This is a genomic window from Flavobacterium sp. DW-iso2 (genome assembly GCF_058725285.1).
The window spans coordinates 1-18,432 of the sequence record NZ_JBZXDY010000011.1 but is presented as its reverse complement, the minus strand read 5'-3'; the positions used below and the strand labels follow the sequence as shown (position 1 = coordinate 18,432).

At 37.7% G+C, this 18,432-nt stretch carries 15 protein-coding genes; 7 read left to right on the top strand and 8 right to left on the bottom strand.

Going from position 1 to position 18,432, the window contains the following annotated elements:
• Positions 1 to 18: 18 nt before the first annotated feature.
• Genes AC4PRO_RS09440 through AC4PRO_RS09430 form a run of 3 tightly spaced genes read left to right on the top strand, consistent with a single transcriptional unit; the run spans position 19 to position 3,798 of the window.
• Positions 19 to 2,166 carry a 3-hydroxyacyl-CoA dehydrogenase NAD-binding domain-containing protein gene (locus AC4PRO_RS09440; RefSeq protein WP_492117179.1) on the top strand — a complete coding sequence of 716 codons (2,148 nt, stop codon included), beginning with the start codon at positions 19 to 21 and terminating at the stop codon, positions 2,164 to 2,166.
• Positions 2,167 to 2,194: 28 nt separating this feature from the next.
• Positions 2,195 to 3,370, top strand: a complete 1,176-nt coding sequence (locus AC4PRO_RS09435) for an acyl-CoA dehydrogenase family protein (protein WP_492117178.1) — start codon at positions 2,195 to 2,197, stop codon at positions 3,368 to 3,370.
• Positions 3,367 to 3,798 (top strand): acyl-CoA thioesterase, encoded by a 432-nt coding sequence (locus AC4PRO_RS09430; RefSeq protein ID WP_074724142.1) that lies wholly within the window; start codon positions 3,367 to 3,369, stop codon positions 3,796 to 3,798. Before AC4PRO_RS09435 ends, AC4PRO_RS09430 begins: the two co-directional genes overlap by 4 nt.
• A gap of 553 nt (positions 3,799 to 4,351) precedes the next feature.
• Here AC4PRO_RS09430 and AC4PRO_RS09425 read toward each other — a convergent pair.
• The 5 genes from AC4PRO_RS09425 to AC4PRO_RS09405 all read right to left on the bottom strand — a co-directional run bounded on the left by AC4PRO_RS09425 (position 4,352) and on the right by AC4PRO_RS09405 (position 7,771).
• Positions 4,352 to 5,617 (bottom strand): type II toxin-antitoxin system HipA family toxin, encoded by a 1,266-nt coding sequence (locus AC4PRO_RS09425; protein WP_492117177.1) that lies wholly within the window; start codon positions 5,615 to 5,617, stop codon positions 4,352 to 4,354.
• 2 nt (positions 5,618 to 5,619) lie between these two features.
• Positions 5,620 to 5,883: a helix-turn-helix domain-containing protein gene (locus AC4PRO_RS09420; protein ID WP_091090135.1), complete on the bottom strand. Its 264-nt coding sequence runs from the start codon at positions 5,881 to 5,883 to the stop codon at positions 5,620 to 5,622.
• A 382-nt stretch (positions 5,884 to 6,265) separates the two neighbouring features.
• Entirely contained in the window at positions 6,266 to 7,222 is a 957-nt protein-coding gene (locus tag AC4PRO_RS09415; RefSeq protein WP_492117176.1) for a HipA domain-containing protein, read from the bottom strand.
• Entirely contained in the window at positions 7,215 to 7,547 is a 333-nt protein-coding gene (locus AC4PRO_RS09410) for a HipA N-terminal domain-containing protein (protein WP_016991032.1), read from the bottom strand. Before AC4PRO_RS09410 ends, AC4PRO_RS09415 begins: the two co-directional genes overlap by 8 nt.
• A complete protein-coding gene (locus tag AC4PRO_RS09405; RefSeq protein WP_016991033.1) occupies positions 7,547 to 7,771 on the bottom strand; it encodes a helix-turn-helix domain-containing protein in 225 nt (74 codons plus the stop codon). Before AC4PRO_RS09405 ends, AC4PRO_RS09410 begins: the two co-directional genes overlap by 1 nt.
• A 304-nt stretch (positions 7,772 to 8,075) precedes the next feature.
• Between AC4PRO_RS09405 and AC4PRO_RS09400 the strand changes: the two genes are divergently transcribed.
• The 4 genes from AC4PRO_RS09400 to AC4PRO_RS09385 are packed head-to-tail and all read left to right on the top strand — an operon-like array spanning position 8,076 to position 9,700.
• Positions 8,076 to 8,831 (top strand): hypothetical protein, encoded by a 756-nt coding sequence (locus AC4PRO_RS09400; RefSeq protein WP_492117175.1) that lies wholly within the window; start codon positions 8,076 to 8,078, stop codon positions 8,829 to 8,831.
• A 1-nt stretch (position 8,832) separates the two neighbouring features.
• Entirely contained in the window at positions 8,833 to 9,273 is a 441-nt protein-coding gene (locus AC4PRO_RS09395) for a DUF5675 family protein (protein WP_492117174.1), read from the top strand.
• Positions 9,274 to 9,276: 3 nt separating this feature from the next.
• Entirely contained in the window at positions 9,277 to 9,537 is a 261-nt protein-coding gene (locus AC4PRO_RS09390; protein ID WP_492117173.1) for a hypothetical protein, read from the top strand.
• Positions 9,527 to 9,700, top strand: a complete 174-nt coding sequence (locus AC4PRO_RS09385) for a hypothetical protein (protein ID WP_016991037.1) — start codon at positions 9,527 to 9,529, stop codon at positions 9,698 to 9,700. The genes AC4PRO_RS09390 and AC4PRO_RS09385 overlap by 11 nt, the downstream gene beginning before the upstream one ends.
• A 113-nt stretch (positions 9,701 to 9,813) precedes the next feature.
• Here AC4PRO_RS09385 and AC4PRO_RS09380 read toward each other — a convergent pair whose 3' ends face one another.
• From AC4PRO_RS09380 to AC4PRO_RS09370, 3 genes are all read right to left on the bottom strand, one after another.
• On the bottom strand, positions 9,814 to 10,233 hold the full coding sequence (locus AC4PRO_RS09380) for a DUF6943 family protein (protein WP_492117172.1): 420 nt from the start codon (positions 10,231 to 10,233) through the stop codon (positions 9,814 to 9,816).
• Positions 10,234 to 11,855: 1,622 nt separating this feature from the next.
• Positions 11,856 to 12,932 (bottom strand): PorP/SprF family type IX secretion system membrane protein, encoded by a 1,077-nt coding sequence (locus tag AC4PRO_RS09375; protein WP_492117171.1) that lies wholly within the window; start codon positions 12,930 to 12,932, stop codon positions 11,856 to 11,858.
• A gap of 13 nt (positions 12,933 to 12,945) precedes the next feature.
• The coding region (locus AC4PRO_RS09370) for a PKD-like domain-containing protein (protein WP_492117170.1) at positions 12,946 to 18,432 on the bottom strand (5,487 nt) is incomplete at its 5' end.

The following is an 18,432-nucleotide window of genomic DNA, read 5'->3' as shown; positions in this document are numbered from 1 at the left end:
CCAATTATCCTTTAGATTATGAATAATAAACATATAAAATACAGTGTTGATAATGATGGTATTGCAATTGTTACTTGGGATGTGGCGGATTCTCCGGTAAACATAATGAATGAAGTTACCATGGCCGAGTTCTTTTTAACTATAAACCAAGCCATAACGGATGATGCCGTAAAAGGAATTGTTATTGCTTCCGCCAAAAAAGATTTTATAGCCGGCGGTGACTTAAAATGGTTTTTAAATTATGACAAATCAAAAGAAGAATGTTTTGATATGCTCATGCAAACCAATATCTATTTACGGAAAATGGAGACTTGTGGCAAACCGGTTGTGGCTGCCATAAACGGACTTGCTCTTGGCGGTGGATGCGAAATTGCACTAGCCTGTCATCACCGGATTATGAGTAGTCATCCAAAAAGTTATATAGGATTAGTCGAATGTTCTGTGGGTTTATTTCCTGGGGCAGGAGGTACGCAACGCTTTTTGAGAATGTTGGGGTCGCAGAAAACCATCGAATACATTACGAAATCTAAAAAACTAACTGCAGCACAAGCGGGGAAAGAAGGACTTGTCGATTTAATATGCAGTCCTGAAGATGATATCGTAATGCTGGCTAAAAACTGGATTATAACTAAAGGAACAAGCGAGCAACCTTGGGACAACAAAAGATTTAAAGTCCCCGGAACTCCATTGGGTGTTGGGCAAACGTCTGGAGTTACTGAATTTTTCAGTGTTTCGAATGCGATGGCTTATAAAACAACCCATGGGAATTTACCGCATATCAAAAATGTACTCAGTGCGATTTATTATGGCGCAGCCTGTCACATTGATAAAGCATTAGAGATTGAAGCACGTTATTTTGTCGATACCTTATTTAGTAAAGAAACAAAAAACATTATTAGGGCCTCCTTTATTTTTATAAACGATGCCGCCAGAGGAAAATCAAAACCCAAAGGCTATGATCGAGTTTCTTTCAAAAAAGTAGGCGTGATAGGTGCCGGAATGATGGGTGCGGGAATTGCTTATGTAAATGCAAAGGCCGGAATTGATGTTTTACTGAAAGACGTGAGCATAGCAAAAGCAGAAAATGGAAAAGACTACATAAAGATACAGGAGCAAAAAAAATTAGAAAACGGATATACAACTGAAGCCAAAATAGAAGCGCTATTACAAAAAATAAAAGCTTCAGATTCAGATGCTGATTTAGCGTCTTGTGATTTGATTATTGAAGCCGTTTTCGAAAATGAAAAATTAAAAAATACGATTACTATTGAAACCGAAAAAGTGATTGATACGGCAGTAATTTATGCTTCGAATACTTCAACAATACCTATAAGCCAACTCGCGAAAGCCTCTGTCAGACCGGATAAGTTTATTGGATTGCACTTCTTTTCGCCTGTAGAAAAGATGCAATTAGTAGAAGTAATTGTTGGTAAAGAAACAAGCGAAGGAACTTTGGCAGCAGCCATAGATTATGTAACTGCCATTGGGAAAGTCCCCATTATCGTAAATGACGGTTGGGGTTTCTTTACTTCAAGAGTTTTTGGTAAATTTATAAATGAAGGAGTTACAATGCTTACCGAAGGGGTACCGCCTGCTGTAATTGAAAATGTGGCTAAAAAGATAGGTATGCCAGTAGGTCCTTTGGTGATTTCAGATGAGATTAATTTGAACTTAATGCTGGCAATAATGAGTGAAGACCCCAATTTAACGCCTCATGAGATTAATTTACGGCAGACTTTGGTCACGATTACTGAAATGCATGGGCGAACGGGTAAAAAAGAGGGGAAAGGCTTTTATGATTATCCAATAAATGAAAAGAAATTAATTTGGAAAGAATGGTCAAAAATCTATCCTCCTCAAGCCAGTTATGATGAAGAAGAAGTGGGCAGAAGATTGTTATTCGCTATGGTTATCGATGCTTACAAATGTTTAGACTCCGGAGTACTTCAAGAACCCAAAGATGCTGATGTAGGTTCGATTTTAGGATTAGGATTTCCACTACACACTGGAGGAGTGATGTCGTACATTGATTATGTCGGAGCAAAGGAATTTGCCTTGTATAGTGCCAAATTAGAAACGAAATATGGGGAGCGATTTAAGATACCCGAAAGTTTACAAGAACGAATTAAAAGCGCAGGAACCGGCCGGGTTTTCTACGAGAACTAAAAATAGACTAACTAAAAAACTAAAAGATATGTTAAAGAATATATTAATTGAACGAAAGATATACGCGTCCGAAGAACATAAAATGATGCAAGGAATGATTCAGGAATTTATTTCGAATGAAATAATGGATAAGCTGGATGACTGGGAAAAAGAAGGCATGGTAGGCCGCGAAATATGGAAACGAGCCGGGGAACTGGGGTTATTGTGTATCGATATGCCAGAAATTTACGGAGGCGGAGGACTTGATTTTTCATTTAACGCTTTATTCATCGAAGAATTTGCAAAAAAAGGAATTAGCGGTCCAGGTTTTTCATTGCACTCTGACATTGTAGCGCCTTATTTGTTGAAATATGGAACTGAGGATCAAAAGCAGAAGTATTTGCCACAAATGGCCAAAGGCGAAATGATTACCGCCATAGGTATGACTGAGCCGAATTGCGGGAGTGATTTGAAAGCACTTCGAACCACCGCCGAAGATAAAGGAGACCATTATGTAGTAAATGGACAAAAAACGTTTATCACCAATGGTTTTATGTGTGATATGGCCATTGTAGCAGTAAAAACAAATGTCAATACAGATCAGGAAGGAGTGACTTTGCTTATAATGGAATCATCTATGGAGGGTTTCAGTAAAGGAATCCCTTTTAAGAAAATAGGAATGAAATCTCAAGACACCTGTGAGTTATTTTTTGATAATGTAAAAGTACCAAAAGAAAATAGACTGGGAGAGGAGAGAATGGGTTTCAAAATTATGATGGAAGAATTGGCTCGTGAAAGATTGACAGTAGGGATTTTTGCAGTAGCAACAGCCGAAGGAGCTATTGAAAGCACAATTGCCTATACGACAGAAAGAGAGGCTTTTAAAACTCAGATAGCCGGTTTTCAAAATTCCCAATTTAAACTAGCTGAATGTACCACGCAAATGCAAATACATCAGGCCTTTTTAGATCGCTGCATTGAATTATTGGTGGATCATAAATTAACGACTGAAACCGCTTCGATGATTAAATATTCGGCAACGGATATGTGCGGCAATGTAGTGGATGAATGTTTACAATTATTTGGAGGCTATGGATATATGTGGGATTACCCCATTGCTCGCATGTATGCTGACAATCGTGTTGCCCGTATTTATGCAGGAACCAATGAAATTATGAAAATAGTGATCGCCCGCGGATTGTTTAAAGACCTATTGAAAAAATGAAAGATATTTTAAAACAGTATCCTGTTATTTCGACTATTGAAGTGCAGTGGGGAGAAATGGATGCATTGCAACATGTTAATAATGTGGTCTATGTTCGATGGGGAGAAACAGCTAGGATTGATTATTTTAGAGCGCTTGGATTCTTCTCATCTGAAGGGGATAAAATGAAAACAGGTATTATTTTAGGATTCCAGTCGGTTAAATATATTGCTCCGGTAACCTATCCCGACACCATCCATATTGGTACAAAAACGGAAGAAATCAGGGATGACAGAATCATCCTGAAATCTTTCTATTACAGTGAAAAAAGCCAGAAATTGATGGCGATAAAAACACATGAGGTCATTTTATTTGATTTCAAAACCCAAAGTAAAATTCTAGTTCCAAAAGAATTAGTACTTCAAATAAATAATTTAGAAAGCATTTAATTTTTTAAACTGAAACAGTAAACCGCTCCATATTCAAGAAATTCTGCCGTTAGAAGGAATAAAAATTTTGGATTTTAGCCTAATATTATTGTGCGCGAATGGTTTGAGTAATTATTGAAAATGGTCGATAGTTTGTAACAAACAACTTTTGAACTTGTTTTCCAATTTATCGAAAGTTGGAAAGTATTGAAATGTAAAAAGCACCCTTTTGAGGTGCTTTTAGCGGAGAAAGAGGGACTTGTCAACCTCTGTCAAGTCCTAATTTTATTGACTTAGCGTTTGTTTTTCAAAATGAGTGCACCGAATTGTGCACCTTTAAATTTCACTCAATTTAGTACTCGTATTGATGACTCAAATTTAATCAATTTTATTGGAATTTGCACCATTGATTGGTTCAAAATATGGTATGGATAAGTACTATTTTACCAAATAATTATATGTTTAAGCTGTTCAATTTTTAAGCTTGTACAGTAACAAAAATTGACCTAGGTATTAAAGTTTTGTTCTGATTTTTGCATCCAATTTTTTAGAAATAGATTCCGTTTATCAACGATTAGTTCTTTATAAAATAAAAATCGTTTTCAATTGTATTGATTATATTTTCTGGGATATTTAATTCAGTGGCCGTTTTTTTCCAGAATACTGCTGTGTTATGAACCTCATCAATAATTCCTTTAGGGTTTTTAACAGCAAATTCCTCTGCAATAGATAGGACATCATTCCAGTTTATATCCTGTCGTTTGCCATTAATCGATAATGCTCTTGAAATACTTGTAAAAGTAAGCAATGGGTTTAAGGCATACGTTATATCATACGCTGGGGAAAGATTCCAGCTATTTTTTTCTTTATCGTAGATGAAGCTGTGGTTCTTTAAATGGTCGTCTACGTTTTTGAAGACTACATTAAATATCATTCTTCTAAAGAGTTGGTGGATGTCTTTGTGTGGAACATCTAAACTGATGGAAAGTTTAAACAGATTTTCATAGGATGAATTATCAGGTTTTTTAAAATCCCAGCCTGTAAGACCCGATGCGGTAAGTACGTGTTGCTTTTGTCCTTTTTGTCTGTCGTATCGTGAGGTGGCAAAATGGGTGTCATCGATTAATTTTGAAGGCATCATGTCAATACCAGCCTCCAGAGCCATTAAATAATAGCCGTATTCTACCTTTTCTTTATTATAACCCTGTGGTTCTTCCAAATGCAGTTTCACAATGTAATGGTTAAACTCTTCAGAGAATATTCGGTCTCCCGCGACGATGGCACCGGTTTCCTTGTTTTCTGAAACTACTATTTTAGGTCTGACACCTCCTGCGGAAGTACCAATTTTAAATATGTTTAAAAGCGATAAATCACTTAGGTTGTTTGAAGTGGTTTCGTCTTTTAGATGTAAGACACGTTCAAGAACCTTCACCATTTCTTCAATATCAATTTTGGAGGTCATAGGTAGGTCTTTGACGGGACGGTATTCCAGCGCACCCATACCACGGTCGGCGACATAAGTTAATTGTTCTAAAGGTGTAATTTTAAATCCTTTTTCCTTAGCGTTGAACCATTCCTGGAAAATGATGTTCCCAAACATATCCGGCAGGGAATCGGCAATCATAGGAGGAAGACCTTTAAACGTTTCTCCTTCAAATTGGGTGAATACCTGTACTGGTTTTATTCTCTTAAACAGGAAAGGAAACATATTGGAATACTTGCCCGAATCTAAAAATTCAGGACTGTATTGGAAATAGCATTTACGTTGGTTGAAATCGTATCCTAATTTTCCTATCTCGGTATCGAAAGCGATGATTGATATGCTTTTATCTGCTGCCATAATTAGTACAATGAGATGTTATTATCGGTTTGATCTAGGGTATCGATAGCAAGAAAAATGGTTTCCAGGACATTAAAATGATTGGCTACTTTCAGTAGATTATCTAATGTGGCATTTTTGCCATTCTCAATATTCTGAATCGTGGTGCGGGAGATATCAAGCTCTTTGGCAAGTTCATCTCGGGATAAACCGTATTCCTTCCTTTTGTTTTTACAAAACGCTCCGATTTTGAGTTTAACCGATTTTATTGTGATTGGATCTAGCATAAAATAACCATTATATTAATCAAAATTAGTTAAATATATTATATATAACTATTATAATGGTAAAATATTTTTAAAGGGTTGTGGGGAGTTTAACCTATAATATGTAATTCTACCTGCTCTTGTTTCAGGCTAGTGTATTGGCAGAACTCTTGCACGGATACAAACTCCGTAGGGAGCTTGTTAAGCTCCTTTCTGATGTTTTGCAACAGTCTAATGCTTTGGCGATAACTCTTGCCGGTAATACGTTGTATGTCTTTAGGGTAGATACACAATCTCGTGGTTGCTGCTTTCATACTCTATCTATAGCTTTGATTGGGCTTTGGCTTACTTTAAAATTCTATTATCCAAACTTCTAAGTAAAATTAAACAAAAAAGTGCTTGTTTACTTAGGCTGAAATAAACTGCTGTATCTTTCCTCTAATAGTAGTTTGTATTTTTCTTTGAATGCTTCAGACAGGAATGAATTGTCGATCCACTGCATGGCAATTGGTTTGTTTTTTTGGAATCGTTTTACTATTCCTTTTAGCTGTTTTTCGTTGAGACCAAGATTTGTTCCTAGTGTTTGGAAATGCTCCCATTTTAGTTTTTTCTTTTTTCCATCGAGAGTTAAGGCTAGTTCTTCGGTGTCTTCCGGGTTTACTATGGCCACGTTCAACAGATCATAGGCTGGAGCCAATGTCCAACTATCCCCTGTATTGATCATCGAGAAGTTCTTCAGGTGCATGTCGTTGTTTCCGGTCAGGTAGCTGAAAACTCCTAATTCCAAAAAGTATAGTTTGTCCAGTAAGGTGTTGTCTGAGAATTCGTTGATGGCTTTGCCTATTTTTTCCATCGAGCTTTTGTATTTGTCAAAAGCTTCCGTGATTTGGAACATGTCGAGCATGTGGATTTTTTCTCCAGTAGCTGTCCTATCAATGCGTTTGGTAATATAGGAAAGCTCGCCAGATTGTAGTCGGATCAAGCTTGATTTTACAGTGTTAATTCCAAAAGCTTCTGCAATGCGCATCGTTACATGTTCATTTGCGGGCATTTCAGGGAATTGTTCGGATGGCGGTTTGAAAATATAATTACCGCCCAAAGCACCTACCACGGTAAGACGTCCTTTATTCCCGTCCTGAATCGTGTCATTTACTATTGATAGTGATAATTTGGGTTGTACCCCAGGTACTGCCACGCTTCGCTCCACGACATTTAGCGCTAAGGCGGTCATTTGTTGTAGGGTATGTTCAAATGCAGGTTGGTGTTTTGTTCCAAAAAACGCTAAGCTACATTGCTCGTGAAAATCACCTCCAATTGTATCCTCTACTATCTGATAACAATATACGCATTTCTTACTCATTTTCATTTGGTATTGGTTGAACACTGACGGCTCCGATACAATTTTGGCAGCAGGCCAAGAGTAATCCCATGCGGTCATTGGGATTGATTTTCCAGTTTTTGGATGCGATATCCAGGAGCCAGCCTTCAGGAATTAGTCCTTCAAAAAAGGGGAATAATCGTTTGTCGGTATATGTTTTAGGACTTACTGGCATCGTAAACGTAATGAACTGCTTGGGATGTTTCTTTATGTATTGTTCTTCATACTGAAAGATATAGTCTCCTTCATCTGTTTCGGTGAGTATTCCCGCTAAGACGTCTTTATAATATATTGCAGCCTTTCTCATTATTCTTTCTTTTCATTTTTGGATAATTCTCGTGCGTTAACCGGTGCGAGGGTATGCCCGAACATTCGGAGTACCTGGTTTACCTTCTCGAGATTTAGATTTTCTTTGCCTTGTTCTATTTTTCGAATAACGGTAAGTGCTACTCCAGCACGTTCTGCAAATGCTTCTTGGGTGAGGTTTACTTCATTTCTTTTTTCTTTTACAAAGTCTGCTAGTGTTATCATAATTATATGCATTTACATCGAATTAGAACAAATATAGTAAATTATATGTAAAAGCATATAATTTACTTGCTGAAACACAATCTATATGTAATTGCATATAGAAATTTATAACTCGTAACGAACTCACAAGTGTCATTTATGTCGATTTATGCCATCTGTGTCTGATCCTGCCATCTGGTCGTCGAGGCCTTTTTAATGTGATTTAATTAGCTAAAATTTGTATTCAAATCAATTGAAAAGTGTTGCAACCGGTTGAAAATTGAAACGATTTTAAAACAAATTATAAACTTAAATTTTAGGAATTATGGCAAGACAGAAAGGTATAATTAAGTTGAAAGGTACTATTGGAGATATTACTTTTTACAAAACCCAAGACGGCCATTTGGCTCGTGAAAAAGGAGGCATCGATGCAAGCAGAATCAAAAATGATCCTGCGTTTCAAAGAACGCGTGAAAATGGTTCCGAGTTTGGTAGAGCAGGGAAGGCCGGAAAAACTTTAAGAACGGCTCTGAGAGTCTTACTTCTAAATTCTGCAGACGGTAGAGTGGTGAGTCGATTGACACAAGCGATGGTGAAAGTTATTCAAGCCGATACGATTAGCGAGCGTGGGTTGCGAAATGTAATTGATGGTGAGGCGGAATTGCTTATTGGTTTTGAGTTCAACATCAGAGGGAAACTGGGAACTAGTTTGTTTGCTCCCTATGTAGGGATAATCGACAGAGTATCTGGAGATATCAGCGTTGATTTGGATTCGTTTATTCCCGCTAATATGATTGCAGCTCCAGGAGGAACGACACATTTCAAAATTATTTCAGCTGGTGCTGAAATTGATTTTGAGGCAGAGACTTTCGTATCAACGAATTCTGAAACTGCTATTCTTCCATGGGATATGACAGCAACAGCGGCGATTAGTCATGTAAACCCGGTCACGCCAAACAGCACAAAACCGTTGTTTTTGGCTTTAGGTGTTGAGTTTTACCAACAAGTAAATGGTCAGATGTATCCCTTGAAAAATGGATCCTACAACCCGTTAGCTTTGGTTAGTGTAAGCGGATTGTAAGATGGTTTTGGTATTAACCAGAATCTATTTTCCTGAAGGAACGCAAGGGATGCTAGAATGGAACGGCACACTAGTTTGTTATACCATCGAATTGCCTTGGTTGGGAAACCAAAGGCGTATCTCTTGTATTCCGGAAGGAGAATATGTTTTGCAGAAGCGGTTTAGCCCAAAATTTAAATGGCATTTGCATTTGAGAAATGTTCCGGAAAGAGATTTAATATTAATCCATCCCGCCAATGACGCCAAAAAAGAATTGTTGGGCTGTATTGCTCCTGTAACGCAACATAGTGGAGTAGGAAAGGGCTGTTCCTCGCGAAAAGCGTTGGAAAAGCTGAAATCTTTGGTTTACGCCGCTTTAGATCGTAATGAAGTAGTGAAAATAAGTGTTCAATCTAATCCTTCGACTCCGCTCAGGACGACAAGGCTGAAAAAAAGTAGATAAATTATGAATGTAGTTGAACGCGCGAAAGCGCCCACTCCTAAATTTTTTAGGATTTTGAGAGCCATTGGATTGGCTTTGTTGGCCATAAGCGGAAGTGTGATTGCGGCGCCGGTTGTTTTGCCTGTTGCTGTGGTAAGTATTGCAGGATATATCGCTGTTGCTGGAGGGGTTATTTCTGCTATCAGTCAGGTTACAGTTGATGAAGCAGCCCTGTTGAAGGCAGAACAAGAAATAATTCCAAAATCTAGAAGCGATGGAGACTAATCTTACTTTAAAATCAGGCACCATTTTAGGAACTTTGTTGAGTATTGCACCCAATATCCTTTCTGAAGATATTCTAAAAACTATTATCTTAGCCGTTGTTGGAGCGATAGTTAGTTTTCTGGTTTCACTTCTTTTAAAGCGGTTGACCAAAAATAAAAAATAAATTCAGTTTCATTAGATTCTGAAACAAGTTCAGAATAAATTCAGTTTTTGTGTGGTAACCTTTACTGAATTTTATAAGAAAGCCTAAATCGCAAGATTAGGCTTTTTTTTTGTTTACCGACAGTACCTAGACAAAATACATTTTTTTAGTTCATTAATCAGTTTTAGATTTTTCTCCAGATGTTCTTTTTGTAGTTCTAGCGCTTTGATTGCATCAATATCTTTCTGATGCTGCTCGAAGTCGTAAAGTAATTGATTTACTTTTTGGTCAAATTCGGTTTTGAAGTTTTTAATTCTGATAAATGGAATAACGGACCCAATAAGGTGCTGATGCCAAAATTTCATTTGCCATAGGCTGTATGCTAGCCAGTAAATCATTTCGGCGTCTTCGTCGGATGAAAAAATGATGACATAACTATTGGTAAAAGGCTCTTTCTGGGGCTTTCCACTGTTCATTCCTTTGTTGAGAATAAAGATTTGGTTTCCCTTGTAAATGGTTTCTTTCTGATGGGTTTTGATGATGAAGTTTGGCATGATTTCTGGTTTTAGATTGTGTGCCTCGCTGCGCTCGGCACCCTACTATTTTTAAAAGAAAAAGAAAAAAAAGAAAGTCGTCTAAGAAGAGGAGGTTTCAAAAGGAGTCCACTTTTTTTGAAAAAATACTACCCAACTCTTCTGTGGAAATCGAAACCTCATCGGTTTATCAAATTATGAAGTGGAAATGTAAGGGTGGAGATATTTTCAAAAACCCGGAGGGCTTGAACTTTACTTTTTGAAACCGGAGCTTACCTTTACTTTCTTTTTTTTATTTTCTTGTATCACAAAACATTCTCGTTACTGTTCTTCTTTTGGAGTCGTTCTTCTAGAAGCGGCAATTAAACACCCCCAAGCACCGCAAGGAGCATAAAAAAGTGGTCTCGTCTTTTTAGACGAGAAGGAACTTTTTTATGCGGATGAGGAGCGCAGTGGCGGGGTTGCGGCAATCGAATAGCCACCCTAGACGCGAGAGTTAAGCGTCCTTCGACTTCGCTCAGGATGACAAAAGTTGAGGGCTAAATACTAACGTATTTGTGCTACATAAAGGGAGCGAAACGTAGCGGATAGGAGCGTGAAACGGCGGGGAAAAAATAAAACACTCCCGACTTTTTTGGAGGGAAACCTTGATTTAGGGCAAAGTGAGGTTTTTCACCGAACGGAGCCAAGCCCGATGGCTGTGCGAAGAGCGCCACCGCTGAAAAAATAAGGGGCGACAGACATAATACTGCTGATTGCAGAGCAGCGTAGTTTACGAAGCGGAACGGAATGAAGCTGTATTGTGGCTGTAATAGCCCCGACGAACGCAGGAAGTGACCGTGTGGAGATGAGGAACGGAACGGCGCAAAAAAAATAGCTGCTTATTTTTAAGCTGCTATATTTTTTTGTGCGGTGTAGTGTCTGTGGAATGGAGGGAAACTAATACTGTTTCTTATGGAAAAAGTATACTTATAGTACCTTAAAAGATGTTATTCAACTATATGGTTGACCGACTGAAACTGCCGAGCGGAACAAAGGGAACGACCGTAGGGAGACCGCTTGATTGCTTTAAATAGAATGATAGACATCAAGGTCTAATAAAGGCTGTAAAGAAGTTCAACATTTTTGTTTATCCTAAATTAAAAGTTGTAAAAAACTATTTATTTTACGTAGGTATTGACATTTCAAAATCAAAATTAGATGTAGTTATTTTAAAAGATGAATCAGCCAATGTAACTAATCATTGCATTGTAGAAAACAACTTAAAAGGTATTTAAGAAATTTTAAAATACTTAATAAAACAGAAAATAGATTTGACTAATGTTTTGTCGCTAAAAAACAGGTATTTATACATTTCCTTTGAGTAGCCATTTGTCTGAAATCAATCTTAATTTCTGGGTAGTTCAAGCCATATAAATTAAACGATCTAAAGGGATTTCCAGAGGTTAAAAAGTAGCTTTTATCGCTTTTTTCTTCTCGATTAGTGGCTGTAGAAATGCAAAAATAAAAGGTTTAAAATCTAAAGCTTTTGCGAAATATAATCTGTTAGATTGAGTATGTCTCCATAATTGGTAGTAAAAAAACATTCGTTTTTATTATTTTTTTCTTTTATGTTGAAGATTAAGAAAATTTCTTTTGAAATTTTAATCATCATAATTCCTGCCCCAAGGTCTTTTTGCTAAATAATTATTACAACTATGACATTCCCTGCCTATCTGCCAAGTCAACGAAAATTCATGAACTCCCTGGGTATTTTCTATTTTCGAAGTACTTACGTCATACGAATAACCAAAAGTAAAGTTGTATATTTTAATGGAACCAATCAGATTTACTGAAGTCAGAAGATGGCTGTCGGTACTTTTCATCATTGGATTTGTTGCAGCAATGACTCCTATAATAAATGGATTAAAATGGACTATACTACCAAAGTCTAATCGGTTATATTGCCCTTGTTTCATGAAGTTTGATGTGAGCACTAATTTGGAATTATCCGGTAAGAACGAAAAACCAGGATTGCTGTCCAGATTAAATGAATATCCACTTTGAAACGTGAAATTCATATCTAATGGCAGTTTACCTTGGGAGTCAAATGCAATATTAGGAGTGTTAAGATGTTTCACTGAAGCTCCGAGCCAAAAATCATCGTTATAAAGCAAAAATCCCGAAGAAATATCAAAGAAATCTATTTTGCTCTTGAGATTTAAGAGACTTGGATCTAAACTGCCACCGCCAATGCTGCCATCGTTAGTATTGATTTGATCTTCAAACAAAAGACTTTTGAAATTAAAATTTTTAGTTCCATAACCTCCTTCTAATCCTAAAATCATTCTTGAACCCGAATAAAAATTATCAAGGTCAAGATTTAGAGAAAATACACCATTGATTTGCGTATAATTATAATCTGTAAAAACCTCATGCTGATTTAAGACCGTCATCCCCATTCCAATATTTTGAAGATTGGAATCGCTTGGACGTGAATCTTCTGATAAGTTTCCGATTGAGCCGTTGATAAATGCATAATCAGTATCCAGTCTTCTGGCTCCATCAGGCCATTGCGTTCTGTGTAGAATTCCTGTGTTTAAAGTATTTACGGTTCCTGTAAAAGCACCGTTCTGCGTTTCAGGAACAAAATAATACTGCGTGAAAACAGGGTCTTGCGCTTTAACTTCTACAATCGATATGGAAGTTAACAGTACATATATAATAAATTTTAGTTTCATTCTCTTTGGGTGCTTATTTTATTAATACAAAAGGGTGATTTTCATTGACAATAGTTCCATAAAAGGTTTCTGCGCTCACTTTACAATAATAATTACCGTTTTCCGCATTCTGTCCTTTTATTTTACCATCCCATCCCTTTAAAGTGTCTCCGGTTTCTGAATAGATTAGTGAACCCCAAGTATCATAAATATCCAATCGAACATTTTTTAATGCCTTAGTCACGGGTCTGAATGTATCATTCATAGTATCATTGTTAGGTGTGAAGGCAGTGGGAACGACAAATAAATATCCTTTTTCAACATTAAGAGTGATTTTTTGCACATAGACACATCCAAAAGGATACGTAACAGTTTGTGTCAGCACGTACTCTTTTGGATTTAGGAATGTATGCACTGGGTTCAGCTCGGTTGAAAAGCTACCATCGCCAAAATCCCAAACCATACTTATGAAATCACCAGTAGCGGTATTTGTAAACTGTATTGGATCGATTATAGAATAAGTGCCATATGTTACAAAAGAATATGAGGTTGTATTAAATGAAGGTGTTCCAACGGACTGCAATTTAACATTGAACGAGTAATTTGCTTTACAATCCAAAGCATCCGTCACGTATAATATTGCTGTTCCGTTTTGACTGGTATTCATCATTTCATTATTCGAACCGCTTACCGTTCCGCTGGACCAGGCCAATTGGTAGGGTGGAACCCCACCCGAAACTTGTGCTACAAATGTTTGTTTTACGAACTTCGTTTCACAGTCAAATTCTGTTTTAGTAGCTACTCCAATTACTATAGGCGGCGGTCTGTTGATACTGTATTGTGCCTGTTTTGAACAGCCCCTGCTATCAATTACGGTAACCAAATAATTCCCTGCAGGAATATTCACTAAATCTTCTGTTGTAGATCCGTTTGACCAAGCATAAGTGAAAGGTGGTGTGCCTCCAGCAACGAGAAGATTTATTGCGCCACTGTTTGCATTATCACAATCAAAGGCATTGGTAACATTGGCCGATAAAATTAGAGGTTGAGGTTCCAATATAATAAAAGTCTTTTTAATTGTACAAGGCTTACTGTCAACAATTGTTACCGTGTAAGAGCCTGGTCCCAAATTATTCCTGACATTTCCAGCTACCGCACTATCATCCCAAACTAATTTCACAGGAGCAATCCCTCCAATAATATTTAGATTGATGCTACCATCGTGGGTACCAAAACAAGAAATATTTTTAACTACCGGATTGATTGTGAAAATAGGCGCCTCAGGAATATTTACATTCAGTGTTTTTACGCAATTTAAGGCATCAGTAACTGTAATAAGATAATCACCAGCGGATAGATTATCCTGAAACGTGCCGCTTCCCAGATTACTCCATACAATTGCGTAAGGAGAAGTACCTCCAGTCACGGTTACAGTAATTGATGCATCGTTATAGCCGTAACAGATTATTGGAGTAGTTACAACAGCAATATTTATATGTGGATTTACATTAATTGAAACAGTAAATGGATTTCCCTGACAACCGTCAGCAGAAACAGGAGTTATTTTATAAATCACAGGAACTGTCAATAAGGTAGTATTCTTCCACCCATCATTTGCAATTTCATTTGCTAAAAATCCATTACCCAATTGTGGATTTCCTAAAAATGAAAATAAACCATTTGAATTAATATTCGTAATTGTATAAGTCGCAGCTGAAGGCCCATCAACATCATCACCTAAGATAACATTTGATTGTTCATCACTACAAAGCGTAATTATTTGGTTGGCAACGATTGGCTCTGGATTTATCGTCAACGTAATCGTAAATGGATTTCCCAAACAGCCTGAACTACTTTGGGGAATAATACTATACACTATATCCACAGCTACAGTTCCTAAGTTTGTCCACATATCATTTCCAATTTCATTTGCTAAAAAGCCAGTTCCTAATTGTGGATTCCCTGCTGAAGCGGTTAATCCATTTGAAACAATAGAGGTAACAGTATAAGTTGCTGTTGGCTCTGTACCCAGTATAATGCCATTAACTGCATCACTGCACACTGTGGTCGACTGGCTGGCAATTGCTAATTCAGATTCAATCGTAACAGTCGCCATAAAAGGATTGCCTTCACAACCAGCTGCACTTACAGGAACAACGGTATATACCACATTTACTGCTGCTGGTGTTGTATTTGTCCAAGAATCATTAGATATTTCATTGGCGCTAAAACCTGTACCGATAAGCGGACTACCCGCTGACGCTGTTAATCCATTAGAATTGATAGTTATGATATTGTAGGTCGACACTGATGGAGTGTCAATATCATTTCCTAAAGTAATTCCAATAGCTAGATCACTGCAAATAGTGCCCAACTGATTAGCCACAACGGGTTCTGGGTTTATAGTAATTGTTACCGTAAATGGATTACCTAAACAACCCGATGCGCTTTTTGGTACCACCGTGTAAACGACATCAACTGCGGTTGGTGTTGTATTAGTCCATGCATCGTCTGTTATAACATTAGATAATAATCCTGTTCCTATTGCCGGATTTCCTGCTGATGCAGTTAATCCATTCGAATTGATAGCCGTTATATTATAGGTTGTTGCCGGAATGCTAGTACTGGAATTTAATGAAATTCCAAAAGGGGAATCACTACAAATAGTGCTTGTTTGATTAGCTACAACCGGTTCCGGGTTAATAGTAACGGTTACTGTAAATGGTTGACCGGAACATCCATTGGCACTAACAGGCTCAATGGTATAAATAACATTAACAGGAGAAGTAGTGATATTGTTCCAAACGTCATCTGCGATCTCACTCGCTCCAAGAGCAGTTCCTGTAACAGGATTGCCACCTACAGCATTCAGCCCATTGGTGTTAATATTAGTAATGGTATAAGTAGTATTGACTGCAGTACCTAAATTGAATCCATGGGCAACATCGCTACAAGTAGTTACCATTTGTGGACCAACTCCAAGAGTAGATTCTACTGTTATGGTTACTGTAAACGGATTACCTGTACAGCCAGATGCACTTACAGGAACAACGGTATATACTACATTGACAGCCGATAGTGTTGTGTTAGTCCATGCATCATCTGCTATTTCATTATTTGAAAATCCTGCACCTGTTATTGGATTTCCTCCAAATTGATTTAATCCATTCGAATTGATAGCAGTGATATTATAAGTTGACACTGATGGAGTGTCAATATCATTCCCTAATAGCATATTATTAGCAATATCACTGCAAATAGTAGCTATCTGATTAACCACAACGGGTTCAGGGTTTACAGTGATGGTTACCGTAAATGGATTACCTAAACACCCTGTTGCACTTGCAGGAACTACGGTGTAAATTACATCTATAGCTGTTGGTGTAGTATTTGTCCATGCGTCATTAACAATTTCATTAGCTAAAAATCCTGTTCCTATTGCCGGATTTCCTGCTGATGCAGTTAATCCATTTGAATTGATAGCCGTTATATTATAGGTTGTTGCCGGAATGCTAGTACTGGAATTTAATGAAATTCCAAAAGGGGAATCACTACAAATAGTGCTTGTTTGATTAGCTACAACCGGTTCCGGGTTAACAGTAACGGTTACTGTAAATGGTTGACCGGAACAGCCATTGGCACTAACAGGCTCAATGGTATAAATAACATTAACAGGAGAAGTAGTGATATTGTTCCAAACGTCATCTGCGATCTCACTCGCTCCAAGAGCAGTTCCTGTAACAGGATTGCCACCTACAGCAGTCAGCCCATTGGTATTAATATTAGTAATGGTATAAGTAGTATTGACTGCAGTACCTAAAATGAATCCATGGGCAACATCGCTACAAGTAGTTACCGTTTGTGGACCAACTCCAAGAGTAGATTCTACTGTTATGGTTACTGTAAACGGATTACCTGTACAGCCAGCTGCACTTACAGGAACAACGGTATATACCACATTTACTGCGGCTGGTGTTGTATTTGTCCAAGAATCATTAGATATTTCATTGGCGCTAAAACCTGTGCCGATAAGCGGACCACCCGCTGAAGCTGTTAATCCATTGGAATTAATAGTAGTGATATTGTAGGTCGACACTGATGGAGTGTCAATATCATTTTCTAAAGTTATTCCAATAGCTAGATCACTGCAAATAGTACCCAACTGATTAGCCACAACGGGTTCTGGGTTTATAGTAATTGTTACCGTAAATGGATTACCTAAACAACCCGATGCGCTTTTTGGTACCACCGTGTAAACGACATCAACTGCGGCTGGTGTTGTATTAGTCCATGCATCGTCTGTTATAACATTGGATAATAATCCTATTCCTATTGCCGGATTTCCTGCTGATGCAGTTAATCCATTCGAATTGATAGCCGTTATATTATAGGTTGTTGCCGGAATGCTAGTACTGGAATTTAATGAAATTCCAAAAGGGGAATCACTACAAATAGTGCTTGTTTGATTAGCTACAACCGGTTCCGGGTTAACAGTAACGGTTACTGTAAATGGTTGACCGGAACATCCATTGGCACTAACAGGCTCAATGGTATAAATAACATTAACAGGAGAAGTAGTGATATTGTTCCAAACGTCATCTGCGATCTCACTCGCTCCAAGAGCAGTTCCCGTAACAGGATTGCCACCAACAGCAGTCAGCCCATTGGTATTAATATTAGTAATGGTATAAGTAGTATTGACTGCAGTACCTAAAATGAATCCATGGGCAACATCGCTACAAGTAGTTACCGTTTGTGGACCAACTCCAAGAGTAGATTCTACTGTTATGGTTACTGTAAACGGATTACCTGTACAGCCAGATGCACTTACAGGAACAACGGTATATACCACATTTACTGCGGCTGGTGTTGTATTTGTCCAAGAATCATTAGATATTTCATTGGCGCTAAAACCTGTGCCGATAAGCGGGCCACCCGCTGAAGCTGTTAATCCATTGGAATTAATAGTAATGATATTGTAGGTCGACACTGATGGAGTGTCAATATCATTTCCTAATAGCATATTATTTGCAATATCACTACAACTAGTAGCTGTCTGATTAACCACAACGGGTTCTGGGTTTATAGTAATTGTTACCGTAAATAGATTGCCTAAACACCCTGCTGCACTTACAGGAACTACGGTGTAAACCACATCTACTGCTGTTGGTGTAGTATTTGTCCATGCATCATTAGCAATTTCATTAGCTAAAAATCCTGTTCCTATTACTGGATTCCCTGCCGATGTTGTTAATCCATTTAGATTAATGGCTGTTATATTATAGGTTGCTGCCGGAACACTAGTGCTTGAATTTAATGCAATTCCAAAAGGGGAATCACTGCAAATAGTGCCTGTTTGATTTGAAACTGTTGGTAATTCATCGATAGTTACCGTTGCTGTTTTTTGACAACCATTAGAATTGGTATAAGTAATTATTGTTGAGCCAACTGTTAGGGTAGTAACCAAACCATTAGAATCTATAGTTGCAACGGTTGTATCTGAAGAAACCCAAGGCGTTGT